The organism is Hymenobacter bucti (genome assembly GCF_042681145.1).
Lineage (GTDB): Bacteria > Bacteroidota > Bacteroidia > Cytophagales > Hymenobacteraceae > Hymenobacter > Hymenobacter bucti.
In genome coordinates this window covers 1,451,072-1,460,692 of sequence record NZ_JBHUFD010000001.1, presented here as the reverse complement: position 1 = coordinate 1,460,692, position 9,621 = coordinate 1,451,072, and the positions used below count along the sequence as shown (strand labels likewise).

The window sequence follows — 9,621 nt, the reverse complement described above, 5'->3', positions numbered from 1 at the left end:
GGCCTGCCGCTAGCGTTCATCCTGAGCCAGGATCAAACTCTCCATTGTAAAATATTCCTACACCACGGCGAACCGTGGCTGATGTCGAGTGCTAATCCGACTCGTATTAACGAGTTTAATTTAATGTTACATTTCTGCCTGCTTACGTAGGCATACTTACCATTTGTCTTTTCCAGTCATTCAAAGAACGTTTGTTGCTTCCAATTGAAACAACATGGCGGGCTGCGTAAGCGGCCCGATTTCGCTATTTACAGCGCCCTGTTTTAATTGGGAGTGCAAAGATACGAAAGACTTTTTATTTTGCAAGTTTTAGGCGAAAAATTTTTAGTGTTCTCGTTTTGACTTGCTTTGCGATTGCTTCCTGTTGGAGCGCTTTGTAAAGGTAAGAAGTTTTTTTGACTTTCAAAACTAAAAGGAGAATTTTTTAAATTTTCTCAGTCTGTTTTGTTGGTCGCATCGACTTCGATTAAGTCGACCTTTGATTTGTAACAGCTTGTGAATCACGTTGCTGTTATTCGCTATTTGCTTCCCTCATTTTCTTTGGGAGTGCAAAGGTAGCTATTTTTTCTGATTCTCCAAATTTGAGGCGAAAAAAATTTCATTTTTAAACCTCTTCTTCGGCGATTCCGATGAACCGTTGCTGGAACGGGGTGCAAAGGTACGCTGAGTATTTTGGAATTCGCAAAGATTATGGAGGATTATTTTTTGCCTCAATTCTCTTTGCTGCCCTCGTCCGTTCGATTTGGGAGTGCAAAAGTACTAGAGAAAACGGGCTGCTGATAACGGGTGTGTGATTATTTTCGTAGACTTTTGGCTTTGCCAGCGGGGGCCGTGGAGTGCCAGTGGTAGCAGTCAGCCGGTTAGCAAACTGGGCGGGGGCGAGAAAAATTCAGGGTTGGGGGTCTTTTTCGAAGAAAATGGTCAGGTTAGGGTGGTATGGGCGGGGGCGACGGGCCTCGTACTGGTAGAAAAGCTGGCCTAGCTGGACTAGAAAGGGCTCGCCGATGGTGTCGTATTCATAGTTGGCGTCGTTGATGATGCCGTCTTGGTTGACGTAGAGGACGGCGCTGAGCAGGAATTCGGACTGGTGGAGGGAATCGGCGAAGTAGGCGACGTCGGCCAGGTAGCCGTGCGACATGCCCACGATGTTGAAAATGCGGAGGCCGGGCTGGAGTTGGGCCTCGATGCGGCGGCCGTAGTAGAGGTATTTTTTGTAGGCGTCGAAGTACTTGGGGGCAGCGTAGGGGGTGAAGTGGCTGGCGTGGGGCGTGAGGTGAAGGTATTGGCGGAGGAAGGCGTGGTCGGCGGGCGTGAGGTGGGGGCGCTGGGCGGCGGGGACGGACTCGGGGAAGAGGGCGGTTTGGAGCAGGGCAGTGATGTCGGGCAGGGGGAGGTTGTTGGCGGTGGTGAACTCGTAGGGGCGGTGGATGACGCGGCTGCCGACCTGATAGGCGCGGCCGGCGAAAACGGGCCCTAGGGGTGGCGCGGGCGTGCGGGGGTTGGTTTGGGCGGGCTGCTTATATAATGTATCGCCCGTTGGGGTGTGGAAGGCGATGGGGTTGGTGTGGCGATTGGCGGCGGTATCGCAGGGGGCGAAGCGGCGCACGATGCGGCTGCCGGGGTAGCCGAGCTGCTGGAGGCGGTCGTTGAGGGGTTTTTGGCCGAGGAACTCGTAGAGGCGGTTGTAGGCGAGGTTGTCGCTGACGAGCAGCATCCGCTTGATGTAGTTGCCGACGGTGGCTTGGCGGTCGGAATCGGCAGGGGCGGCGAAGGGGACGGGCGTTTGGCAGCGCCAGGCGGTGCCGGTGGATAGTATCGTGCTCCTATTAATAGGAGTGGGCAGGGTGTGGAGCTTTTCTAACGCTAGTAACGCGACGGGCAGTTTGACTAGGCTGGCGGGGTTGAAGTACTGGCTGGGGTTGAGGTGGTAGGTGTGCTGAATGAAGTGCGGGACGTTTTGGGCGTCGCGGTTTATCTGGGTGTAGATGATTTGGAGCTGGTAGGTGGCGGAATGGCTGAGGACTTTAGCCAGGGCGGGGTTAGTGCGGAGGAGGCTGTCGAGGAGGGGAGAATCGGGGTACTGTGGCGCCTGGGCTTGAGCGCGAGTAGTTACTAGTATCGTTAGGAGGACTAGGATAGACTTTAGAAAGGCGGATGTTTTCATACTGTATATAATAAGGAAGGCCGTGATAGTTTGTATCACGGCCTTCTTCGTTCTGGGGTGGGTTGGTGACTCTGGCCCCTACCCTACTCTTTATGCCTTGACTGGTGGGTGGCGGGCCAACGCCGAATGCGAGTTGCGCTCGCGCTTGGACTCGCAGAGTCCAAGCTGCTCCCTTACTTAATAGGAGTACGGCGCTTCGCCAGCAATAGGTTGCTATCAGTTTGGCGCCAGTTATAGCCGGTGCCGAAGGGGAGCGGGCGGGCGCGGCGCAGGCTGTCGTGGTAGGCGGTAGTGAGCTCGGGCTGGTACTGCTTGGCGAAGAGGTTGATGGGGCGGCGGTAAGTACCGTAGTAGGTGAATTGCCAGGCGCTTTTAGGGAAATACTTCATGGCGACGCCGCTATCATCTTGCAAAAGGTAATTACTGCGCTCTAAAACTAGGTTGCGGATTTTGGAGAAGTAGCTTTTGTGCATGAGGTAGGTGGCCGACTTCACGTAGGTGGTGAGGGGGCCTAGGCTGCGCACGTATTTCAGCGGGGCGTTTTTGGTACTGAGCTTCCAGTCGCTGAGGTCAGCGGAAAAGTAGTAGATGGTTTTTTCGGTGCCATCGGCGGCTTGCAGCTTTAGCTCGGCGCCGGGGATGGCTTTCGAGCCAACTGCGCGGGTGGTGTCGGTTACCTCGTGGAGTTGGCCCTGGGCATCGAGCTGCACGGGGCGCACGGACTGGAGGTGGTTGCCGGTGCGGGCAGCGAAGAGCATGATGAGCGGCACGGCCCCGTCGAGGTTTACCGACTTGAGGTCCACGGCCATGTCATTGGTGCGGAAGAAGCTGAAATTCAGTACCGACCAGAGCGACTTTTTGACGGCGGGCAGGATGGCGGGGTTGGCCAGGTTTTCGCGGCTGGGGACGCTGCCCACGGGCTCCAGGCCAAACATGACGTAGGTGCTGGCGGTGGGGAACAGGGTGAAGGCGTTCAGGAAATCGGGGCCGCTGAAGGGGTAGAACAGCGTAGTGGTAGCCTGGCGCACCGAGTCGAGCTCGGTGGCGGCCCATTTATTCATGGGGGCGGTGTGGGTGGCGCGGTACTTGGCCCAGCTTTTATCCTGGTCTTTGGCGAAAGCCTGCCAGGTGGGCTGGGCAGCTAGCTCGGCCAGCGGAGTTTCGACTTTGGGCGGCAGGCCGGAGAGGTAGGCGGCTACGTTCTGGACGTTGGCGGTATCGGGGGCGAGGGTAGCAGCTGTCGGCTTGGCTGCTGGGGCGGCGCTGTCGGGCGGGGCGGCGGGGTGCGGCGCGGTGGCAACAACCTTACTGGCCGTATCGGCCATTGTTTCAGTGGTGGCTTGCTGCTCGGTATTCGACTGAGAGCAGGCGGCCAGCAAAGCGAAAGCTGGCAGGAGGGAAAGCAGAGAAAGGCGCATTGATAGAAAGGGCGACGGCTAGCCGGGCAGATACTGCTGGACAATCGTTAATCAGCAGAAGATTAAAAGGTGAACTGAACAGACTAGCGCAGCCCCTAAGAACGGGGCGCGGGCTTGAGCTTTTGCGCGGCGAAATAAACTAGCAGGCCGCCTACTACGGTAGCCAGGCCGTAGAGCGACTCCGTTTGCTTGTCTTTGATGATAAAAACCAGCGTCCAGGCGCTCAGCGCTAAGAAGATGAGCGGCGTGAAGGGGTAGCCCCAGGCACGGTACGGGCGTGGCAGCTGCGGTTGCCGCCAGCGCAAGACAAATACCCCCAGCACCGTCAGGAACGTGAACAGATTGAGCACGAAGCCTGCATACACGAGTATTGATTGAAAATTGGGCTTCAGAATAAAAACTAAGCTAATCGCTACTTGCAGCAACAGCGCCCGCTGCGGAATGCCCGCCGGCGTGCGCTTGGCCAGCCACCCTAGGGCGGGCAGGTCCTCCCCCATCGCTTGGGTGATGCGGGGACCAGCAAAAATCATGGCGCTGATGGTGGACACGAGCAAAGCAGCAATAACGGCTCCGGCAAACCGTCCCCAGGCCGGGCCGAAGAGGTAATTCGTCGAAATAAAGCCAATTTCCAGCTGCCCTTTCAGCCAGCCCAGGGGCGTGGAGCGCAGGAACACAAAATTCAGCCCCACATATAAGAGGAGTACGATGGCCGTGCCGGTGAGCAGAATGCGCGATAAATTGCGCTGGGGCTGGTCAATTTCGCCGGTGAGGTAAGCGGCGGCATTCCAGCCCGAGTAGGCGTAGCTCACGTAAATCAGGCTCACGGCGAAGGTGGGGCTGAGCAGCGCTCGCCAGCCGGCCGCGTCGGGCGCAAAACTTAAGGCCTGCGGCTTGCCCGCCACCAGGCCCGCACCGATGAAGGCTACTAGCACGACTACTTTCAGAGTGGTAATGGCCACCTGTAGTCGGCTACCCGCTTGAATACTAAGGCCGTGCACCAGCGCCAGCAGGAGCACCACACCGATTGCCAGCCATTGCGCGCCCGAGGTGCCGGCCAGGAGCGGCGCGGCCAGGGCGGGCCACACGCTTTGGGCATAGCGGCCCAGTGCCAGCGCGGCCAGCGCCGTGGGCGCGGCAAAGCCCACCGTGGCCGATACCCAACCCGACAGAAACCCGAGGGCCGGGTGGTAAATCTGACTGAGGTAGTGGTACTCGCCGCCCGAGCGGGGCATGGCCGCCGCCAACTCGCCGTAGCTCACGGCGCCGCACAGCGCGATGAGGCCGCCCACCGCCCACAGCATCAGCAGCGCAAAGCCGCTTTGAATACCTAGGAGCTGAAAACCCAGGCTGGTGAAAACACCAGTGCCGACCATACTGGCGATGACAATAGCGACACCAGTGCGAAAATCTATCTTATAAGGTTGTGTTTGCACGCCGGCAAATGTCGGACAAATGGGCGTTTCTTTTTACTAAGACACGAAAAAGCCCTTGCCAGGGAGTAGCAAGGGCTTTCGATAGTGTTTTCCCGCAGGGTTTCGCAGGGTAAGCCGTGGAGTTCCGCAGGGTTTTTAAGCTTCTGCGACGGCGGCCGCTTTCGGCTTCTTGTAGAGCGGCACGGTGCTGCACGGCTCGCCGTACATGACGCTGGCGGCCACTGGCAGCAGCCGCTGCATGATGGCCACATAGGCGAACGTGGGCACCGGTTTATCGCCGCAGCCTTTTATCACCAGCTTCGCATCTTGGTAATCGGCGGGGTTGATGCCCGCAATTGCTTCCTCGAACAGCGACTGCTCCAGCGCTTCCACATCGCCGAATACGTAGCGGTGGGTGTGGCCTTGCAGCTTGCTAGCCAGCAGCATGTAGGCCCAGGTGGGCACGATGGCATCGGCCGAGCAGATGATGGCGACGTTCTTGCCGTCATACTGCGCCCAGTCATGGGTTTTCACGAACTCGCGGAAGTCTTTTTCGCGCAGCATTAGGCCGTGGAAGAGGTTGTCCTTGATGTCGTACACCACGCGGTCGCCGGGGTGAATGTATTCCTCCAGATTGAGGGTAACGAGGCCGGAAGCGGCCACACGGTTTACAAAAAGCGGCTCCATGTCCATAAAAATTAGTAGCAGAATGAATAAGAACAGTACTGCGCGGGCAACAGTTACAGCAGCAGTAAAACAGACCAGCAACCATGAAAACCAAGATTTGCGCCCACTGTCAGCAGGAGGCAACCACGCTCTACCGCATTCAAACAGCGACTATAGGCAAAAGCTGGGTTTTCGTCTGCGAGAGTTGCTGCATCAAAGCGAAACCCCAGCCGGGCTACCGCTACGGCGGCACTTGGCAGGGCTACCGGCACTAATCCGAATGGCTCACAACGGCTGTTTTTTGGGCGTAGTGGTGTAAACTTCTTTTAAGTAAAATGGCTCATAATACGCCACGTCCTGAAATTCCTGGCGCTGGTAAGCACCTAGGGCCAGCTCGCCGACGCTCACCGCCGAGGGCTGCACATCATCTAGAAAAACAGCGTTCGGGTCGTCGCTTACCAAGGACTGAAACTTAGCGGCGCCCGACCCAAAGAACAACACCGAGTGGTGGGCCAATTGTTCGGCTAGGGCCTCGGACGTGAGGATGAGCGGCGCGGGCGCAGCCAGCTCGTGGCCATCGGCGCGATAGAGGGCCGTGTATACCTCCTGCCGGCGGGCATCGAGCATGGGCGCATAGCGATAAGTATCGGCGCGGGGCGTGCGGGTAGCTATCTGGTGGGCCAGCGCGGGCAGCGTGCCCACCGCCACCAGCGGAATATCCAGCGCAAAGCACAAGCCCTTGGCCGCCGCCGCCCCAATGCGCAGGCCGGTATACGAGCCGGGGCCATCGCTCACGGCTACGGCCGCGAGGTCGCGCAACGTATGGCCGGTATTGGCCACGAGCTGCTCAATCAATACCGTGAGGTGCGTGGAGTGCGATTTTTCCAGTCGCAATTCGGCTTGGCCTAGCAGGCGGCCGTCCTCCACCTTGTGCAGTGCGATGGAACAAATTGGGGATGAGGTTTCGAGGGAGAGTAATAAATTCATTACAAATACTATCCGGTAAATTCAGAGAAAGGGATTCGTATTGTTCCCTCCTTTATAGAGTAAGCAATACTTTTAGAATGTAAGAACGCGCTTATTTCTTCTGAGTAATTATGCTGTTTAGGCTTAACAAGCCTGCCTATATGCTCTGTAACAGCCGGATTAATTTCGAGCCATTCTATCTGTCGGAATGGCCAAGGTCCGTTCAGTTCGATGTATCCACGTACTGGCAAGCCGATTCCTCCAGCCCATCCCTCCGGTGCTTCGTACGCTTCATGCTTCAGCCTTACTTGACAATGAAGCTGCCGCAGAAAATCGGCCAGCGCTTCTAGCTTATTCATTCAGCAAAAATAAAGCAGGCACCTTGCGGCACCTGCTTCTTTGCTTTTGAAAGCCATTGGCTGCTACTTCGTGCCCGCCGACTTCCGCGCGCTGGCGGCTTGGCCGCCCGGCTTCAGCAGCGCGGCGTAGCGGTTGGGGTCGTTGAGGACGGCCACGGCGGCCTGGATGTTGGGGTCGTCGTCGAAGCTGGCTTCGGTGCGGCCTTTCTCGTAGTAGTAGCGCGACACGATTTCCGACTCCAGAATTTCCTTGATTTCGGGCTTGAAGCGCTGTAAGTCGTTGGCTTTGTTGACGGTGACTTTCTTCTTGATAGCATCCAGCTCTACTTTCACGTCGTCGTAGTGCTTTTCTTCCTTCACCTTTTTGGTGAGGTCGGTGAGGGAGCGCTCGGCGTCGGTGCTGTAGGAGATGTTTTTGTTTTGGAGGTAGGCGACGAACTTCTGGTAGTCGGCATCGGCGAGCTTGAACTGCTTGGCGGGCGCGATAGTGGCGTGCTCGGAGCGGTAGCGGGTGGCGTAGTCGAAGAGGTAGCTCTTCTGGATAAGCACGCGGGTGATGTCGGCGATTTCGCGGTCCTGCACCTCAATGTCGGGGGCCACGCCGCCGCCGTCGTACACCACGCGGCCGGCCTGGGTTTTGAAGGCCGTGCGGAGCGAATCGGGGAATTTGGTGAGCGCGCCGTCCTCGCCGCGGTGCGAATAGTCGATTTCCTGGATGCAGCGGCCGCTGGGGATGTAGTACTTGGCGGTCGTCACCTTCAACTGCGAGTTATAGCTGAGGGGGCGCGTTGCCTGCACGAGGCCCTTGCCGAAGGTGCGCTCGCCCACGAGCACGGCGCGGTCGTAGTCTTGTAGCACGCCCGACACGATTTCGGAGGCCGAAGCTGAGCGGTTGCTCGTGATGATAGCCACCGGAATCTGGATATCCAGCGGCACGTCGAGGGCCTTGTAAGTTTTATTCCACTCCGTTACTTTACCTTTAGTGCTTACTACGTCTAACCCTTTGTCCACAAATAGGTTAGAGATATTCACGGCCTCATTGAGCAGGCCGCCGGGGTTGTCGCGGATGTCGAAAATTAGCTTTTTGGCACCCTGCTCCTTGAGCTTCACCACGGCGTTGCGCACCTCGCGGCCGGCATCGACGGTGAAGCCACCGAGCTGGAAATAGCCGATTTCGGGCGTCAGCATGCCGTAGTAGGGCACGTTGTTAACCTGGATTTTATCGCGGGTAATGTCGATTTGCACCGGCTTGTCCTGGCCGTAGCGCGTCACGATGAGCTTGGCCACCGAGTTGGCCTGGCCTTTCAGCAGTTTGCTGATGTCGGCATTGGTCTTCTTATCAACATTGATGTTGTTGATAGTCAAGATTTCATCGCCGGGCAGCAGGCCCGCTTTTTGGGCGGGGTAGCCTTCGTAGGCGCTCTGCACCACGGTCTTGCCGTTGCGCTTGATGATGAGAGCGCCGATGCCGCCGTACTGCCCGGTCGTCATGGTGCGGAAGTCCTCTATATCGTCCTCCGGGATATAGTTGGTGTACGGGTCCAGCGACTTGAGCATGCCGTCGATGCCCGTTTTCACCAGCTTGCCGGGCGTGATTTCGTCCACGTAATACGTGTTCACCTCCTTGAAGAGCGTGGCGAAAATATCCAGGTTTTTGGCAATCTCGAAGTACCGCTCGCTGTCGGAAGCGGTGCGGAAACTGACGAGGCCCAGCGTGCCGAGGCCGAGGGTGGCGAGAACTTTAGTACGGGTAGTCATCGGCGGAAAGATAACAAAGAATAGGCCAAGAAAAGCCGGTGTCCGGCGCCTTTTCCTACCACTTCCCTGAAGATAAGCAATACTACGGCGCGGGTTGCACCGAGGCTTCTGCCAGCAAACGATTCAGCCCGGAAATTAATTTTTTTTCTATCAGCGGCAGCTCGCTTTTTTCCTTGCCAGTATACAAAATACCCAACAGCGCCACCGGATGACCGTTTTCGACTTCCGTAAGGCGGTATTTATTAAGGCGATAGGCCTCGCGCAGGAGACGCTTGAGGCGATTGCGGTCCACGGCCCGCTTAAAAGTACGCTTGGGCACCGTGATGAGCACCTCTGGCGGGGTGGCGGTGCGCGCCGGCGCGGGCAGCCAGGTCAGGCGCAGTGGGTACACGCCCAGCGAGGGATTCTTCCGGTTAAAGAGCTCCTCAATGCGCTTTTTGCTGCACAAGTGCTCCCTTTTTGGGAAAGTATAGGTCCTGGTAACTGAGGGCTCGTTCACGTTATTTGAAAATAGCGAAGCCGCATTGTAGCGGCGGTTATTCCTGGCAGAACCAGGAAATAACCTACCCCAACAATGCGGCTATCTGCTAGCCGATACGCTACCAGCTTGGATACTAGTAGCTTAGCCTACGCGCTTGTGACGGCCTTCGTCCGATACGGTGAGGCGCTTGCGGCCTTTGGCACGACGACGGGCCAGCACGTTGCGGCCGTTAGCGGTTTCCATACGGTTGCGGAAACCGTGCTTGTTGCGGCGCTTGCGCTGCGAGGGTTGGTAGGTGCGTTTCATGTCAAGTCAAATTACCAGTTGGGCCGGCAAAGGTACGAATTTCGATTTACAATAGCAAGACGTTACTTCAAGAATGCCGGATGGCCGTTGT

The 9,621-nt window shown here is 57.2% G+C and carries 9 protein-coding genes; all 9 read right to left on the bottom strand.

Annotated features, from left to right (window positions below; genetic code table 11):
- Positions 1-889 precede the first annotated feature (889 nt).
- Complete coding sequence (locus ACFSDX_RS06005; protein WP_382312308.1) at positions 890-2,164, bottom strand: serine hydrolase; 1,275 nt, start codon at positions 2,162-2,164, stop codon at positions 890-892.
- Between the two features lie 173 nt (positions 2,165-2,337).
- Positions 2,338-3,582, bottom strand: coding sequence for a hypothetical protein (locus ACFSDX_RS06000; RefSeq protein WP_382312307.1), 1,245 nt, complete (start codon positions 3,580-3,582; stop codon positions 2,338-2,340).
- A 95-nt stretch (positions 3,583-3,677) separates the two neighbouring features.
- Entirely contained in the window at positions 3,678-5,015 is a 1,338-nt protein-coding gene (locus tag ACFSDX_RS05995) for an APC family permease (protein WP_382312306.1), read from the bottom strand.
- A gap of 135 nt (positions 5,016-5,150) precedes the next feature.
- Positions 5,151-5,681 (bottom strand): DUF2480 family protein, encoded by a 531-nt coding sequence (locus ACFSDX_RS05990; protein WP_382312305.1) that lies wholly within the window; start codon positions 5,679-5,681, stop codon positions 5,151-5,153.
- Positions 5,682-5,945: 264 nt separating this feature from the next.
- A complete protein-coding gene (tsaB, locus tag ACFSDX_RS05985; protein ID WP_382312304.1) occupies positions 5,946-6,647 on the bottom strand; it encodes a tRNA (adenosine(37)-N6)-threonylcarbamoyltransferase complex dimerization subunit type 1 TsaB in 702 nt (233 codons plus the stop codon).
- Between the two features lie 8 nt (positions 6,648-6,655).
- Positions 6,656-6,985 carry a DUF6678 family protein gene (locus ACFSDX_RS05980; protein WP_382312303.1) on the bottom strand — a complete coding sequence of 110 codons (330 nt, stop codon included), beginning with the start codon at positions 6,983-6,985 and terminating at the stop codon, positions 6,656-6,658.
- Positions 6,986-7,048: 63 nt separating this feature from the next.
- The gene (locus ACFSDX_RS05975; RefSeq protein ID WP_382312302.1) at positions 7,049-8,743 is read right to left on the bottom strand and encodes a S41 family peptidase; all 1,695 of its coding nucleotides are present in this window, start codon (positions 8,741-8,743) and stop codon (positions 7,049-7,051) included.
- A gap of 82 nt (positions 8,744-8,825) precedes the next feature.
- A complete protein-coding gene (locus tag ACFSDX_RS05970) occupies positions 8,826-9,242 on the bottom strand; it encodes a ribonuclease P protein component (protein WP_382312301.1) in 417 nt (138 codons plus the stop codon).
- Positions 9,243-9,365: 123 nt separating this feature from the next.
- Positions 9,366-9,530 (bottom strand): 50S ribosomal protein L34, encoded by a 165-nt coding sequence (gene rpmH, locus ACFSDX_RS05965; RefSeq protein WP_382312300.1) that lies wholly within the window; start codon positions 9,528-9,530, stop codon positions 9,366-9,368.
- Positions 9,531-9,621: the final 91 nt, after the last annotated feature.